14 protein-coding genes are annotated in these 15,270 nt (G+C 30.1%); 5 read left to right on the forward strand and 9 right to left on the reverse strand.

Annotated elements, in window-relative coordinates; all coding sequences use genetic code 11:
* Positions 1-224 precede the first annotated feature (224 nt).
* Positions 225-689 carry a GNAT family N-acetyltransferase gene (locus tag KDK92_RS05490; RefSeq protein ID WP_250858120.1) on the forward strand — a complete coding sequence of 155 codons (465 nt, stop codon included), beginning with the start codon at positions 225-227 and terminating at the stop codon, positions 687-689.
* A 136-nt stretch (positions 690-825) separates the two neighbouring features.
* On the opposite strand, the gene KDK92_RS05495 is transcribed toward KDK92_RS05490, so the two are convergent.
* On the reverse strand, positions 826-1,269 hold the full coding sequence (locus KDK92_RS05495) for a MarR family transcriptional regulator (protein ID WP_250858122.1): 444 nt from the start codon (positions 1,267-1,269) through the stop codon (positions 826-828).
* 14 nt (positions 1,270-1,283) lie between these two features.
* Positions 1,284-1,856 carry a cyclase family protein gene (locus KDK92_RS05500; RefSeq protein ID WP_250858124.1) on the reverse strand — a complete coding sequence of 191 codons (573 nt, stop codon included), beginning with the start codon at positions 1,854-1,856 and terminating at the stop codon, positions 1,284-1,286.
* A gap of 213 nt (positions 1,857-2,069) precedes the next feature.
* Between KDK92_RS05500 and KDK92_RS05505 the strand changes: the two genes are divergently transcribed.
* From KDK92_RS05505 to KDK92_RS05515, 3 genes are all read left to right on the forward strand, one after another.
* A complete protein-coding gene (locus KDK92_RS05505; protein ID WP_250858125.1) occupies positions 2,070-2,759 on the forward strand; it encodes a response regulator transcription factor in 690 nt (229 codons plus the stop codon).
* A complete protein-coding gene (locus KDK92_RS05510) occupies positions 2,752-4,149 on the forward strand; it encodes a HAMP domain-containing sensor histidine kinase (protein WP_250858126.1) in 1,398 nt (465 codons plus the stop codon). Before KDK92_RS05505 ends, KDK92_RS05510 begins: the two co-directional genes overlap by 8 nt.
* 383 nt (positions 4,150-4,532) lie before the next feature.
* Positions 4,533-5,078 (forward strand): hypothetical protein, encoded by a 546-nt coding sequence (locus tag KDK92_RS05515; RefSeq protein ID WP_250858127.1) that lies wholly within the window; start codon positions 4,533-4,535, stop codon positions 5,076-5,078.
* 102 nt (positions 5,079-5,180) lie between these two features.
* Here KDK92_RS05515 and KDK92_RS05520 read toward each other — a convergent pair whose 3' ends face one another.
* The 4 genes from KDK92_RS05520 to KDK92_RS05535 all read right to left on the reverse strand — a co-directional run bounded on the left by KDK92_RS05520 (position 5,181) and on the right by KDK92_RS05535 (position 9,137).
* Positions 5,181-5,729 (reverse strand): nucleotidyltransferase family protein, encoded by a 549-nt coding sequence (locus KDK92_RS05520; RefSeq protein WP_250858129.1) that lies wholly within the window; start codon positions 5,727-5,729, stop codon positions 5,181-5,183.
* 92 nt (positions 5,730-5,821) lie between these two features.
* On the reverse strand, positions 5,822-6,952 hold the full coding sequence (locus tag KDK92_RS05525; protein ID WP_250858131.1) for a hypothetical protein: 1,131 nt from the start codon (positions 6,950-6,952) through the stop codon (positions 5,822-5,824).
* Complete coding sequence (locus KDK92_RS05530) at positions 6,945-8,027, reverse strand: NADase-type glycan-binding domain-containing protein (RefSeq protein ID WP_250858133.1); 1,083 nt, start codon at positions 8,025-8,027, stop codon at positions 6,945-6,947. Before KDK92_RS05530 ends, KDK92_RS05525 begins: the two co-directional genes overlap by 8 nt.
* Positions 8,028-8,039: 12 nt before the next feature.
* A complete protein-coding gene (locus KDK92_RS05535; protein ID WP_250858135.1) occupies positions 8,040-9,137 on the reverse strand; it encodes a hypothetical protein in 1,098 nt (365 codons plus the stop codon).
* A gap of 197 nt (positions 9,138-9,334) precedes the next feature.
* Here KDK92_RS05535 and KDK92_RS05540 point away from each other — a divergent pair, with 197 nt between their 5' ends.
* Complete coding sequence (locus KDK92_RS05540) at positions 9,335-10,417, forward strand: GerAB/ArcD/ProY family transporter (RefSeq protein ID WP_250858137.1); 1,083 nt, start codon at positions 9,335-9,337, stop codon at positions 10,415-10,417.
* Positions 10,418-10,511: 94 nt separating this feature from the next.
* On the opposite strand, the gene KDK92_RS05545 is transcribed toward KDK92_RS05540, so the two are convergent.
* From KDK92_RS05545 to KDK92_RS05555, 3 genes are all read right to left on the reverse strand, one after another.
* A complete protein-coding gene (locus KDK92_RS05545; protein WP_250858138.1) occupies positions 10,512-11,756 on the reverse strand; it encodes a pyridoxal phosphate-dependent decarboxylase family protein in 1,245 nt (414 codons plus the stop codon).
* 41 nt (positions 11,757-11,797) lie between these two features.
* The gene (locus KDK92_RS05550; RefSeq protein WP_250858139.1) at positions 11,798-13,894 is read right to left on the reverse strand and encodes a methyl-accepting chemotaxis protein; all 2,097 of its coding nucleotides are present in this window, start codon (positions 13,892-13,894) and stop codon (positions 11,798-11,800) included.
* A gap of 317 nt (positions 13,895-14,211) precedes the next feature.
* The gene (locus tag KDK92_RS05555; RefSeq protein ID WP_250858141.1) at positions 14,212-15,192 is read right to left on the reverse strand and encodes a conserved phage C-terminal domain-containing protein; all 981 of its coding nucleotides are present in this window, start codon (positions 15,190-15,192) and stop codon (positions 14,212-14,214) included.
* Positions 15,193-15,270: the final 78 nt, after the last annotated feature.

Raw genomic sequence — 15,270 nt, forward strand, 5'->3', positions numbered from 1 at the left:
CAGTTCATGAATTCATGTTAAACAAGGTAGGGATGGTTCATAAATTTCATTTAAAACGATAATTAGACAAGTCAAATACATAGTTAACTAAACACGATTTTAGCAACAATTCTATGGTATAATTTTGAATATAATCTTATTTATGTTAAGATATATTATTAGATAGTATATAATTTATATCTATCTAAACGCTTTTAAAACTAACTTGAAAAGAGGGCATAAACATGAACTACGATTTTAGAAAAGTAAACATTAAAGATGTTGAAGATATCTTAACCTGGAAATATGAAGGGATTTATTCTCTTTATGACAATGATAGAACTCAGGGGAAAATAAACTGGATAAAAAGTTTGCCAGAAGATGAAAACGCATTTTCAGTTTGTAATGATAAAAATGAATTAGTAGCACACTTCGAGATCTACATTAAAGAAAAAATTAATTTTGCAGTTCAAATGAGACCAAGCTTAACTGGAAAAGGTATGGGAAGAGAACTTATACAATCTTTTTTAGATTTTGCTAAGATAAAATATAACCTTGAAAGTATAGAATTATTTGTTGTTAAATTTAATGAGAGAGCTATCAAAGCATATGAAAATGTAGGCTTTGAAAAAGTTAAAGAATATTCTGCTAAACTTAGCATCTCAGATACTGAAGAAACAGAATTTGTAGTTATGGAAAAATATTTTTAAGTTTGATAACAAACTCCAGGAGATAGAAAAAACTATCTCCTCAGGCTGTTGAAAAAATAAACATGTCCGATTGCAAAGTTATTTTGATTATTTTCTAGGCACTAAATCACTTGCATCACTATATGTAAGTGATTTACTACTCCATTTTTTCATCAAAGTCTTTTTTTAAGATGTCTAGAAATCTAGATATAACTTTTTTTTCACTTTCATCAAAGTTTTCAAATAGCATCTCATCACTTTTCATTGCTTCCAAGTGTAGCTTTTCGTGTTTTAAAAAAATCTCTTCACCTTTTTTTGTAAGGCTGAAATACTTTTCCTTCTTATTTTCTTCAGTTTGATAAGAAGTTACATATTCTTTTGCTATCAACTTTTTTGTTATTTTAGTAACTGCACCTTTAGTTACTTTTAAATAGGCTGTAATCTTTGTAACGTTAGCCCGCTCAGTTCTACCAACATAATCAATAGCATGCACTTCATTTATGTTCAAACCCCAATAATTATCTAAAAAGGCTTTCTCATTGTATTCTGTGAAGAGTTGAAAGATTTCCATTAATTTGTTTATCATTAACTTATTCTTCATATTCTTTTCCCCCATTACCCTACATCAACTAAAACTCTGGTAGCTAATCCAGTTGCAAATGGATTTTCTATCCACATAGTGTACACATTAAATTTTTCACCCATTTCAATATTTAATTTACTTAAATCTAAGTTTTCTATAACATAAGTAGTATTTTCTTCTGACATTACATCTGCTTGAAAATGTTCCTTACCTTTACGAATTCCTGCACAATCAATGCCAATAAAACATACTTTTTTTTCAAGTAAATAAGTTATTAGTTCCCAGCTAAGCACATGGTGTTGATTTACATATACCTTACTTCCATATGGATAACTAATTTGGATATTAGTTTTGAATATTACAAAGTAATTCTCTTCTATTTGTATATCTTTTAAGACTTCCATTCCTATTTCTTGATCCAAATCATAATTTGTGCAATCAATTAAAACGCCTGTAGTTTTAAAATAATCTATAGGGACATTACTCTTTTTATACACATCTATGTGAGTACCTACATGTCCTGCGTTTACAAGTTTATTTTCTTGCGATTTTAACCACTTCCAAACCTCATGATCTTTATCTATTTTTAGGGTTATATCTATCATATTATCACTCCTTATACTTTTTTGTTTCCTTGTAAACTATTTTGTACTATTTTTGTTTCCTTGTCAACTATATTTCGTTTAAAAATTATTCTATCTTATCAGAATTAGATTTTTCACATTTTCATCACATTTAAACGTTATAATTGATATATAAAGAAATTACTAAGAATTTTTTTAGAATGAAGAAAAATATATCTGTAAGGTGGATTCCCTATGAAAAAAATACTGATAGTTGAAGATGAGAAGCAATTATCCCAAGTCATGTGTCTTTATTTATCTAAAGAAGGATATGAGTGCATTACTGCTTACAATGGTACTGATGGTGAGAAACTTTTAAATGAAGATACATTTGATCTTGTAATTTTAGATATTATGATGCCTGGTAAAGATGGTTGGAGTCTACTTAGAAAAATCAAATCCCAAGGAGATACTCCTGTAATTATAACAACAGCTAGAGTGGAAGAAGACGATAGAGTTTTTGGATTGGAATTAGGCGCAGACGATTACATGACTAAACCCTTAAGTATGAGAGAGCTTGTTTTAAGGGTAAAATTAAGAATATCTTCTATCAATTCTTTAAAAGAAACTGAGAAAAATAATTTAATATCACTTGGAACACTTAAAATTAATGAACAGACACATGTGGTGACAGTTAATAATGAAACTATACCGTTCACCCCTAAGGAATATAACCTATTAGTATTTCTTTGCAGAAATATTAATATTGTCTTCTCTAGAGACAAACTTTTAAATGAGGTATGGGGATATGATTTCTATGGAGATACTCGTACAGTTGATACCCATATAAAGAAACTACGAGAAAAAGTTTCTTTATGCAAAAGTAACCTTAAAACAATATGGAAGATTGGATATAAATTTGAATGGAGTGAAACAAATGAGTAGGATTACTAAGAAGTTCTTAAAATATTTTCTTATAACAATATCATGTATAGTCTTGATATGCTTTATATTAAGTTCACTCTTCTTATCAAAATTGTATATTAGTCAACAGTATTCTACCCTTTCAGCTGAAAGTAATACCATTCTAGGCAGCTATCTCACAGGTTATCAATATAAAAACAACGATTTCAAAGGAGTTTTAGTGGATAGTTTAACTCATGAAGAAATATGGTCAACTCAGAATAAGGGTATGATGCATGGAATGAATGGTCGTTCAAATAATTTTTTCTCACATTTTGATTATTCAACATTAGAGGATAAAGGTACTACCCAACACCCAAACGGAACAGTTTATCTATATTATAAGAAACCAACCACCTATGGAGACCTATATGTATTTAGAAGTAAGATTTATGTTGATAATTATTTAAAAATAATATATTTAATTCTGGGAATAATATTTCTAATTGGAATTATCATATCAATACCAATGGCAATACTTCTTGGAAAAAAATTTACTACTCCTGTTCTTAATTTAAAAAAGAATGCGGAAGCCATAGCTTCTGGAGCTTATAGTTCATTTTCATTAACTCTAGAAAATACAAATGATGAACTTGAAGATCTATCTTATGCAATGGAACATATGAAAAATCAACTTAGCCTTAAAGATAAATTACAACGAGAATTTATAGCTAATGTCTCTCATGATTTTAAAACTCCGCTCAGTATAATAAGAAATTGTAATGAGGCAATATATGACGATCTATTAGATAAAGATGGGGTTAAGGCATATTCTAATAGTTCAATAGTTCAAGTAGATAGATTAAATAAAATGGTATCTAATATTATGCATCTATCTAAATTACAAAGTTTAGAATATCCACTGAATCGTAAATGGGTGAATATATCTGAGTTTATTAGCTCAATAGAAAAAGATTTTACTATATTTTTAAATGAAAAGAATATTTCTCTAAATGTACTGTATTCTGATGAAATTTCTGACAAAAAAATATTTATTGATGAACACCAACTTCATAGATGTATGGTAAATTTCTTAAGTAATAGTGCTATAGTTACACCCAATGATAGTTATATAACACTCAGAATTTATCATGTTAACTCTGATGTTATTCTTGGAACAGCTCATGGAGAAAGTTCATCAAATAATTATATTAAGATATCTATAGAAGATAATGGTCCTGGAATAGATGATGATTTAATAAATCTCATCTGGGATAGATACACTAAGAACTCTCAAAGCGGTGGCATGGGACTAGGTCTAGCTATTAATAAGGAAATTCTAACAAAACATAACTTCCTTTATGACGTTAAGAATGCAGTAGATGGAGGAGCGATTTTTTCCTTCTACATTCCAAATAAACACTTTAAATAAGCTATGGTGACGCCAAGATTGCTCCCCCCGAAGTCAGATTTAAATTTGGAGTTGAGGGAGTTCAAGATTAAGGAATACAAGGAACGAGCAGCGCAGTGTACGAATTATGTACATGAGCAGCACAGAGAGTTGTAATGACGCAGAGATTGAGCTTCATCAAAGTCAAATTTAAATTTGGAGTTGAGGGAGTTCAAGATCAAGGAATACAAGGAACGAGCAGCGCAGTGTACGAATTATGTACATGAGCAGCACAGAGAGTTGTAATGACGCAGAGATTGAGCTTCATCAACTCCAAATTTCACAATTTCATCACATTTTAGCCATAGTTCCATCAAGTCACATTGATATTATATATTTATCAAATAACTTTGGAGGTCTTAATTATGAAAAAGAAATCTTTAATCGGTATTGGTTTAGTTGCAATTTTATCACTAGGTACTATTGTATCAGTTTCAGCTGACACTGCTGACAACAACTTAAGAAATGGTAGAGGTAGATATAACTCAAACTTCAGAAGTAACTCTGATAATTCATGTCCTGGTTATGGTATTGTATCAAGAACTAAAGGATATGAAATAATTAATAATATTCTTATTGAAAAATTTGATTTATCTCAAGAATATATTGAGGGAGCATTTAATGATGGAAAAACTTTAGGTGAGATTCTTGATGAGAATAATATTGATATGGAAGAATTTAAAAAAGAATTTATGGCTATTCGTTTAGCTGAAATTGATGAAGCGGTTAAGAATGGTTCTATAACTAAAGAAGAAGGTGAAACAATTAAAGAAAATTTCCTATCTAATGAAGATAACATGAACTTCGAGAATCATATGGGTAATGGATTTAATGGCAGAGGTAATGGTAGAGGTAATGGACGTGGTCAAGGTCGTGGTAGAGGCCAAGGTCGTGGTGGATGCTGTAACTAGCCTTTTGTGTCCCTCTTTTCCTATATATCTTTCTTAGACATATTCAAATAAAGAAAGTTCAAGTTTTGTAATAAAACTTGAACTTTCTTTTAAATTTTATCTCTATTTAAGGATACTCTTTATTCTGTTAACAACCTTTTCGGACAATGGTTGTTCCATAGCTCTTTCAAGTAAGTTTCTGTGTTTAATCCCCTCTTTAACAAGGTAGTCTTCAATCATCTTAACCTTAGGCTCTCTCCCAGGGATAAGCTGATATAGTACAAACCAATCCTCAAGTGCAGTCTTAGGTATAATCACTCCATGATAATCCTCTTCTCCGACTATTGCCGCTGAATCAAATATCATACTATATATTCCATCCTCTGTTTCGATTTTGAAGTCTCCCATTAAATCCACCATAGTATTCCCAACCTTATAGTTTAAGAAGTGCTTTGTTCTAAAAGGCGCTTTATATGGAAGTTGATTGTATTCTCCAAGCTTTAAGAATATCTCATGAGCTTTATGAGCATCCTCTTCCTCAACAATTATATCAATATCATCAGGTTCTTTAACAATCCCATATAGATGCAAAAGTACTGATGCTCCAATACCCCATCTTACTTTATTCTCATTTAACTGACTTGCAATTTTTATTAATGCTTCTCTCTCCATTACTTATACCTCTATTCTTATATCCTTTTACTTTTCTCCATCATTATATCATAAATTCACTTTTTATTTATTCTCTCGCAAAAGATATTAAGCTATTCTTTCTCCACAATTTTTTCAATAAGTTTCAGTACTTGTTCTCCCTCTTCTTTTGACTTTAACCCAATAAAATCATCAAAGAAGATTCCGTTTTTGTTTATCTGGAAGCCTACAAGCCTCTTATCCTTTAAATATAAACTTACCCTTACGAATTTTTTTTCATCATAATTTAACTCATTCATCTCCTGAGTCGTTATTGTATCAACTGATATGTTATTGATGACCTCATATATCTGTTCTATTTTCACCTTATCTTCAACTTCAAACTCTTGATAGTAATCTTTTGGCCCATTTTCACTGTATGAAACATCTATTGATTCAATATCCTCAAGAGATACATTCCAAAGAGGATTTCCTATTGGTGCCTTTTTCTTAATATAAATAATCATTCCCTTTGGTTTATCCACTCCCGAAAATTCATTCAAATCATGCTCACATACAACATTCATTACTGCTTTTGTTCCCGTAAGCTCCATTCTTAACTTAAATATATCACCCTTTAAGACATTACTATTTCCATGGAATGATACATCTCCACCGTCTTTATAGATTGTACCAGAAAGGCTAAGTGTCCCATAAGATTTTTTTTTCTTTTCTTCATCCTCTTTATCACTTGGATTGTCTTTAATTTTTGTCTGTGCTATAGAATTCTCATATTTATAGAATTGATTTTCTGCTGCTTTATTCATTAACTTAAAACTAAAATCATGAATATACACATTGGGATTCTCCCAATCCCATTTAATGTTGAAATCATCTTTACTACTTTTTCTCTCAAATGGCATTCTTATATTATCTCTATACATCTCTTGTCCATTCTCATCAATAGCAATATACTCAACATCACCTAACCCCTCAAGAATATTACCTTTTTCTTTTACATGCCATGGATTAAATTCAAGTGTACTGAATTTCAAATTATATTCTTTTGATGGTATTTCATCATCTACAGTCTCGTCCATAACAGTTATCTTCATCTTTTCAAATGTGGGTACTAAAGTTTCACTCAATTTCTCTTCAATTTTCTTTATTTCAATATGATAAATAATTTTATTTCCCAGAAAATATATTCCTATAAATAGTACTACAAGAATTACTGCAACTCTTATTTTTTTATGCTTAATCATACAACACCCCATTACTAAAGAAATACACATCTGAAATACCCACTGGATTATTTTCGTCACTTTCTTCAACACCTAAAATTGTTAACTTTACATACTCAGTTGTTTCAAAATCACTTAAATCAAATAAATCAGTTTTCCCTACATCTGAATATTTAACATTTTTAATAATTTTTTCTCCATTAGATAATTCAATCTCAACCTTTGTTAATCTATCAGTTTTAATACTTCCTATAGGTCCATTTACAATTACTATGCTCTGAAGCATTACAGGCTTATGGAAATTAAAAGTCACCGTTTCCCCCAAACCACGAGTTTCATTATTCCCTATCCAATTTGTTTTTATATTCCCATCAGTTAAACTCTTTGGTGAATGCCCTTGAAAATATGTTTTCCCTTCTACTTTTGCAAAATGACCTGGTATTGCCCGAGTAACTCTACCCCAATTGTTTAAAGATCCATCGTACATTATTAGGTAATCTCCATTTTTAAACCTTCTCAATTTATAAGTATAGAAATTAGAACATAACATATCTTCTCTATAGAACTCTCCTTTTTTCTCAACAGAGCAAGTGATTATGTTATTTTCATATTCATCTGTTATTACCTTTAATATTTTTATATCTGATTCTTCTTCAATAAAATCTCTACCTCCGCCATAAACAATTGGAGCATGTCCCGCTTTCCCATCAAGATACATAATTCCTACTCTTCTTAGCTGTGCTATACGATCCCATTCATTTTCATAATATTTACCTAGAGCATTCAATATACTTTTGCTTCTTTCACTTACCTTCCATGAATCCACAAATGAATATATAATACTATGCTCCTCAATCCCAATTATCTCAGTATTCCCATCAGTAACCCTTTCTTCTAGCAAATCCATAGCTGACTCATCACTCAATTCATTAAAAACTAGATTATCAGCTTTTATAAGAAATTCTCTAATCTCTTGAATATAAACATCCTGTGATTTTTTAACTAATCTGCTCGTACCATGATTTTTCTGAGGTGTACATGCTGTCATCATTATAGCAATCACTATTATAAACACCATATTTCTTTTCAGCTTCATAATATGTCCCCCTTACTCCTTTGCAATTTCCATAAGTTTTTCTAGTATTTCTCTACTCTTTTCAGAAGATATGATTCCTTGTTGGTTACTTATAAACACACCATTTTTATTAATAATCACATGGAAATATGGATGTCCCTTAAGTTCAAATGAAATGTGCATATCTGCCCTAGTACTATCAGTGAGTCCATAATATTGTTCATTTAATAAATACTCATATTCAAAAGAGGTTAAAAGATTATATATCTTTATAATTTTTTCCTTATCTGATATCTCAATTGATTCTTGTCCATCTCCATCTTCTTTATCTACCCAAAAATCAATCTTTTCAATATCCTCAGCTTGAGCGAACCATAATGGATCTCTGCTCACTGCTTTCTTCTTAATGTTAATTATAATTCCATCTCCATTTTCTTCTCCAGTAAACTCTTTAAGATTATATTCACATTCTAACTTCATTGAAGCTACTACACCTGTCCAGACCATCATATAATTAAGTTTATCTTCTTTTATTAAGTTACCCTTTTCATCAAACTTAATATCGTCCCTATTATCCCTTCCTGAACCGGAGTGTTCAGAAAATTTTTCTTCATCTTGCGAATTAAAGGATATGATTCCCTTCATCAGTTCTTCATAGTTTTCATACTCATGATTTTCATAATCATTAATAATATCTATAATAAAAAAGTCATGAGCTCCAGTTGAAGTAATCTTACGCCAATCGATTTCAAATTCACTCTTCAGATCTTCTCTTATAACAGGTATAAGTGTTCTTCCGCTGGTCCATTCTCTCTCTTTTTCATCACTGATTGTATAATTTACAAATATATCTCCACTTATAATCTTCTTAATATTTTCTTCTCTATAACTTGATAAATCCACACTTTTAAACTTTACTTTATACTTATGCTTTTCTTCTTGTCCATTATCCAATTCTTCAATTGTCGTTAATTTAATTCTCTCAATAACAGGTTCTATAATACTTCCTATCTGCTTTTCCATATTCTTGATTACCTTGTTTGTGTGTATTTTATTTCCTATAAAAAAAGCTAAAAGTGCAATACATATTATTAAAAGAATCTTACCTTTTGATATCTCTAATTTTTTCATTTATATTTTCACCTCTCTCACCATACTTTTCCACTTACAATTATATGATAAGTATTATTATACATTGTTACAATATTATTACATGATTTTTTTTCAATTTCTTTTAGAAAAAAAAACTCATTAACTTTACCTATAAGGTTAAACTATTAATATATTTAATTAATTGCTAATTTACTATAAGATTGGAGTAATTAATAATGCAAAAAGAAACTCTTACTGATAAACAAGGTATATCTCTTATTGTTTTATTTATTATGGGAAGTTCTTTAATATTGACTACAGCAGGCGCTGCAGGAAAAGATTTATGGATAGCTATTATTTTATCAATTTTAATTGCAATACCAATCGTATTAGTGCAAGCTAGACTTCTAGTACTTTTTCCTGAAAAAGACTTGTATGATATTCTTGAACTTGTTTTTGGGAAATACATTGGCAAAGGAATTTCCCTACTGTTTACATGGTTTTCATTCTTTTTAGGTATATTGGTATTAAGAGTTTTTGGTGATTTTATCTCTGTAACTTCTTTGCTAAATACACCAAAAGTTATTATAATGTTTTTTCTTTGTATGATGTGCATATGGGGAGTAAAGACAGGAATTGAAACACTGGGAAAATGGGCAGAAATTTTTGTTATAGGAGCTGTTGCTTCCATACTGCTAATTACCTTGTTGTTATTTACCAAAATGAATATAAATAATCTTCGTCCAGTGTTATATGACGGAGCAAGCCCTATAATTAAAGGTACTTTTCATGCATTAATATTTCCTTTTACTCAAACAATTATATTCACAACCTTCTTTTCTTCTTTAAAAAACAAATCAATCAATAAAGTTTTTATATTGGGTTTATTAATAGGAGGAGCAGTATTATTTATATCTTCAATTACTGATATTTTGGTATTAGGTTCTAATGCTTCTGAGCGTATGTATTTTCCATCCCACGCAACTGTAATATTAGTAGAAATAGGAACAATAGCTGCTAATTTTGAAATTCTAATTACCAGTGCATTTTTAGTAGGCGGTTTTATTAAAGTATCTATGTGTTTACTAGGTGCTTGCAATGGAGTTGCTAAAATATTCGGTTTTGATGACTACAAGTTTTTAGTCGTACCTATTGGATTGTTAATAATCTCTTTTTCTCATTATGTTCATCATAATATAATGGATAAAGTAGACTTTGCTTTATACATATATCCTCCATACGCTTTTCCATTTCAAGTGCTATTACCTATTATTATATGGATTTTTGCTGAAAGAAAGAAGAAACAATTATCAAACTAATTCAATATAAAATTACACGACAAAAAGGGATAGACATAAAGAAAAGCTATCCCTTTAAATCGTATCATTGTAAATTCTTTGACAGTTTCTATTTCTAAGCTATTTTTCTTTTGTGCCCTTTTAAATCATGTATAAATGCTTCCAAATGTTCTATTTTCACATGTTCCATTATTACTATTTTATACCATTTATTATTTGAATTATGAACTTGTGGTACTAAGAAATATTTATGAACCAATTCATCTGGAATATATTCTGCTTCCATAGTTACAATGTTCATATTATCATCTCTATAATATTGCACACCTATTTCATCTAGATTATCACATAACCATGATGTTCTATTTCTTAATTTATTTATTTTTTCCATCCATTCATAAGGTCCATAACTTGCAAGTATCATCCATAAAGCCACAGCATTTGCACCAGAGCGGCTTCCACTTATAGTTACATCTAAATTTTCTATATATGTAGCTTCTTCAGTTAAAGTGTACTGTACTAAATCTTTTCTACATACAAATATTCCTGTTCCATAAGGAGCCTGAAGCATTTTATGAGCATCTAGTGTGATAGAACTTACATTAGGATTAGAAAAGTCTGTATTACACTCTTTGTTATCTATTGGATATATAAACCCTCCAAAAGCTCCATCTACATGAATTTTGAATTCTAAATCATATTTATTAAAACTATCTACATATACGTCTATATTATCAACAGAACCAAACATTGTAGTACCCATATTAGAAATTACTATAAAATAATTTTTACCATTATTCTTAGCCTCTTTAACAATTTCATCTAATGTCTCAGGTAAAATTTTTCTACTCTTAAAATCTACTGGAACTTTGATAATATCAACGTTCAGTAAATCTGCTCCTTTATAAGCTGAATAGTGCGTATCCTCAGATGTTATTATAGCTATTTCATCATGTTTAGCATTTTTTTCTTTTTTAAAGAAATTTCTATAGACCCACATAGCTTGTATATTGGCCTCTGTTCCACCTTGAGAAATATATCCATCATATTCAGGGTCTTGTCCATTTAATATGTCTATTGATAATAATTGAATTAACTCTCTTTCAATATCAAATGTTCCTCCAAATAATATATCTGCTTTATCATAGGTATGGCATCCAATATGATTAGGATTTTGAGTAAATGCTCTTAAATATGGAGAATGTTGAACAAAAGTACGTTCACTATTGAATACCAGATTATCTAATTTTGTTCCTGGAACTCCAATTGTTAAAGTATCATCATAATTCAAAGTCGTTTCTAGAGCTTTGGTAACCTTTTCATCAATTTCTCTTTGCGTAAACTTTTTCCAATATTTCACATTCATCACCCTTTTTAATATTCATTAGTTTATGAATTTTTTTATTTAACCTTGAACCCATCTATCATGTTTTTTAATTTATAAGTTACTTTTTTCAGTTCATCCATACTAGACCCTATACCTTCAAAAGAACTTACTTGTTCTTCTAAGACAGCATTAATCTGCTGTACTGAACCAGCGTTTTCCTGTTGAGCTGATGATACTTCATTCATTGCTTTTGTCATTTCAGCAGTTATTTTTGATTGTTCATTCGTGGAATTTGTTATCATTTTAACACTCTCAGTCATTTCCTTTATTGAGTCAAAAATTGACCTAAAATGTTCACGTATACCATTTGACTTTTCAACACTTATTTCAGATAATTTTCCGCCCTCTATTACTTCCTTGTTAACTATATCAGCTTTATTCTTTATCTCACTTAATAAAATACCTATTTGAGAAGCAGATTCCTTGCTTTGTTCTGCTAATTGTCTAACTTCTTCTGCAACTACTGAGAATCCTCTTCCATGCTCACCTGCTCTTGCAGCTTCTATTGCTGCATTTAAAGCTAGAAGGTTGGTTTGTTCTGATATGCTTGTTATCATTAATACTATCTGTTCAACTTTATCTAAAGACTCCTTTAACTCCGATACAGAATCACAAATTTCATTTGATGATTCGTTAACACTGTTATTTGCTTCTACTATTTCCACTACATTTTGAATTCCCACATTAGATAAATTGAGAACACTCTTACTAACATCAAATGTTCCTTCTGTTCTTTCTGAAATTATATCTATGCTATTAGAAAGTTCATGTATACTAGCGGTTGTTTCTTCTACTACTCCAGCATTACTTTGAGTACTAACAGATACCGTTCCTAACCCAGCTGCAATCTCATCTATACCTTTATTAGCACTTTCAACAGATAATGCAATCTCACTAGATGATTCTACTAAAGAATCAATAGTATATTTAACCTGTGATACTAAATTTTCAATCTTATCTACAAATAAATTAAAGTATTTAGAAAGTTCGCCAATTTCATCATTCGTATGGACTTCAAGTCTCTTAGTTAAATCACCTTCACCCTCAGCGATATCCTTTAACATAGCTGTAGTATTTTTGATTGGTTTAATTAATTTAGTGAGAATTATGTATAATATAGTTAATATTACCAACATTGATAATAGAGCTATTCCTATTATAACATTTCTAATTCTTATTGAGTCTTCTAATACTCTTTTCATAGGAATATGTACCCCTAAAGACCAAGGAGTTTTTGTTTTACCTATAGTAATAGGTGTGAAATTCTCGTAAAATTCCTTATTTCCTTCATCTACGCGTGTCTTTTCATGTGGTTTGCCTTCCAAAATCTTTTTTTTCAATTCTGTATAGCTTTCATCCTGTTTAAAACTCTCTGCAACTTCACTTAAATCTTTGTTATCTTTAACAGAAACTAAAGTAGCATTATTACTTAAAAGAGAAACATACCCCTCTTCAAAAGGTTTTATAACTTCAAGTTTGCTCTGAATCGTTTCAAGAACTATGTCTATTCCAACTACCCCTACATATTCTCCATTATAATTAATTGGTATTACTACACTAGTGACAAGCTCAGTTCGGTCATTAATAACATACTCATAAGGATCTGCAATAACTTCTTCTGTAAGAATCTTAGGCATTGTACTATAATAAGACTCTACATCAACAGGCAATAAACTAATAACCACATCTTTTCTATAGAAATATGGATTGAATCTACCAGTTTTATCATGACCAGCTTTATTAATGAAATCTATATCTCTATTATCAAATGCATTCTCATCCCATATGCTCCAAACCGCAAGAAAATCTTCATTGTCTTCAAGAATAGTTCTTAATATGCTCTTCACTGTTTCTCTGTCCTCATTATGTGAATCTTTCATACCTTCAAAAGTCTTGGATAATGCTCTTGCAGTATCTAATGCAACCTCTAAATCTGCACGAACTTCATTACCATAATTTTTAGATGTTTCTCTTGCAACCTTAAAAGCATTTTTTTCTAAAGTACTGCCCATTATATTTGTGATAATTGCAATTACTACTGCAAAACTAATAAATACTGAACCTCCAATCATAATCATCTGTTTTGTTTTGATACTTCTCAATTTTCCCATTTGTAAATCCCTCCACTTATGTGTAAGTTATTTATCATCCTTCATCCCTAAATCCCTAAATCCACAATTCAATTGGTTATAACTTGATTTTCTTCTATATTTCTCCTTCATCGGACAAATTTTTAACAAATCCCTTTTACATTATATGACTTAAATGGTTTTCTTTCAAGTTATTTATAAAAAATTCTGAATTATATTTATGATTACTTATTAAAGTGTTAAATTTACACCAAAAAACAAAATAATTGTCAAATCATCCTGTTCTAATTTCGACTGGTGACAGTCACTTGTCGAATTTATCCTATATCATGTAAACTCTAATTACTCCAATCCAAGAGCATCCTCTCTAATTCCTTCATAGTAGGTTGTCCATTTTTTCCATCATATGCCCTCTGTTCAAAATCATTAAAGGAACTTTTCTTCTCTTTCACCCAAATCTTATGTTCTCTCTTTTTTGTTTTAACATTAGGATTTTCATTTAGGTATTCCTCAAATTTTATTCCAAAAAGGGTTGATGGTCTTAAATACATATCCATCTCATTATCCTTCCATGATTTTACTTTTATGTTTATAACTTTTATAAAATCCTCTTCAGTGAACCCTTCATTGAATCTAGCCTTAATCAGATTTCTCGTTTTATTTGTACTAGATTTATATTTCTTACCTGACATGGAATTTAAGTAGTCTACTATTTTTGAGTATGGTGAATCATCACTCTTTTTTTGATTTTCTAGTTTCTCATGCTTATTTTTTTGATTATGCAAAATATCGTGAATTGAATCTTCCTCAGCTTTAACCTTATTTTCTATTTTTTCCGAAGAAGACAATATATTTTTCTTTATACTGTTATTTTTATAATTCTTGTTATTTGTAAAAAGAATGTTATTAGTACTGACCCCAGTAACCGGTATCGCAGAATCCATACACGGTATATCCATATCCTTTAAATTCGTACTCGGTGACTTAGGTTCTCCCCCAAGTATTTTTTCTAAACACAGTACAATATTATATATATTACTTTTAAATCTTCCACCAACTCTCATTTGTTCAACTGTTAAATAACCACTTTCAACAAGTTCCCTTTTATACTTTGAAAACGCATCCTTGCCAATTCTAAGCTCACTCATTATTCTTTCTCTTGTTGGAAATGCTTCCCCATTATTTCCTGCATATGAACATAAATATGAATAAAGCCCCTTTGCTCCAATGGAGAGTTTCTTATCTGTCATAACTGATTTCCCTATAAGTCCATAACCCTTTTCATAAATAGTTCCCTTGAATTGTGTAACCTTTTCCATGATTCATCCCCACCTATATTTGATATTTTAAAAAACACTTTTTTGTGTAATTGCTTCTAAAGGGATATATGCAGTTGT

Origin of the sequence: Oceanirhabdus seepicola, from assembly GCF_023684385.1 — a bacterium.
GTDB classification, from domain to species: domain Bacteria; phylum Bacillota; class Clostridia; order Clostridiales; family Clostridiaceae; genus Oceanirhabdus; species Oceanirhabdus seepicola.

Excerpts from the sequence above, each read along its gene's own strand:
- KDK92_RS05530 (WP_250858133.1), bottom strand. The coding sequence starts at position 8,027 with ATGAAGCTGAAAAGAAATATGGTGTTTATAATAGTGATTGCTATAATG.
- KDK92_RS05555 (WP_250858141.1), bottom strand. The coding sequence starts at position 15,192 with ATGGAAAAGGTTACACAATTCAAGGGAACTATTTATGAAAAGGGTTAT.
- KDK92_RS05495 (WP_250858122.1), bottom strand. The coding sequence starts at position 1,269 with ATGAAGAATAAGTTAATGATAAACAAATTAATGGAAATCTTTCAACTC.
- KDK92_RS05520 (WP_250858129.1), bottom strand. The coding sequence starts at position 5,729 with ATGGAGAGAGAAGCATTAATAAAAATTGCAAGTCAGTTAAATGAGAAT.
- KDK92_RS05515 (WP_250858127.1), top strand. The coding sequence starts at position 4,533 with ATGAAAAAGAAATCTTTAATCGGTATTGGTTTAGTTGCAATTTTATCA.
- KDK92_RS05535 (WP_250858135.1), bottom strand. The coding sequence starts at position 9,137 with ATGAAAAAATTAGAGATATCAAAAGGTAAGATTCTTTTAATAATATGT.
- KDK92_RS05550 (WP_250858139.1), bottom strand. The coding sequence starts at position 13,894 with ATGGGAAAATTGAGAAGTATCAAAACAAAACAGATGATTATGATTGGA.
- KDK92_RS05525 (WP_250858131.1), bottom strand. The coding sequence starts at position 6,952 with ATGATTAAGCATAAAAAAATAAGAGTTGCAGTAATTCTTGTAGTACTA.
- KDK92_RS05505 (WP_250858125.1), top strand. The coding sequence starts at position 2,070 with ATGAAAAAAATACTGATAGTTGAAGATGAGAAGCAATTATCCCAAGTC.
- KDK92_RS05510 (WP_250858126.1), top strand. The coding sequence starts at position 2,752 with ATGAGTAGGATTACTAAGAAGTTCTTAAAATATTTTCTTATAACAATA.
- KDK92_RS05490 (WP_250858120.1), top strand. The coding sequence starts at position 225 with ATGAACTACGATTTTAGAAAAGTAAACATTAAAGATGTTGAAGATATC.
- KDK92_RS05500 (WP_250858124.1), bottom strand. The coding sequence starts at position 1,856 with ATGATAGATATAACCCTAAAAATAGATAAAGATCATGAGGTTTGGAAG.
- KDK92_RS05540 (WP_250858137.1), top strand. The coding sequence starts at position 9,335 with ATGCAAAAAGAAACTCTTACTGATAAACAAGGTATATCTCTTATTGTT.